The sequence below is a fragment of the Oleiphilus sp. HI0066 genome (assembly GCF_001635725.1).
In genome coordinates, this window is the sequence record NZ_LWFH01000902.1 from 1 (window position 1) to 247 (window position 247).

Below are 247 nucleotides of genomic sequence, written 5' to 3' on the forward strand. Positions count from 1 at the left end.
CGACAAGCGTGACTATCCTGCGTAACAAGCGGGCACAAAAAAACCGCTAATTGAGCGGTTTTTTTGTGCCCGCTTGTTACGCAGGATAGTCACGCTTGTCGTAGCCTTTGTAAAGCTGACGAGGGCGACCAATTCGGTAGTTCTCGCTGACCATTTCATTCCAGTGAGCAAACCAACCAATTGTACGAGACATTGCGAAGATCACTGTGAACATCGACTCAGGGATACCGATTGCTTTAAGGATAAT

Annotated in this window: 1 protein-coding gene; it reads right to left on the reverse strand. The window is 47.4% G+C overall.

What is annotated here, in order from left to right; all coding sequences use genetic code 11:
• Positions 1-76: 76 nt before the first annotated feature.
• Positions 77-247, reverse strand: a 171-nt coding sequence (locus tag A3738_RS29285; protein ID WP_304440095.1) for a citrate/2-methylcitrate synthase, incomplete at its 5' end; no start/stop codon positions are given.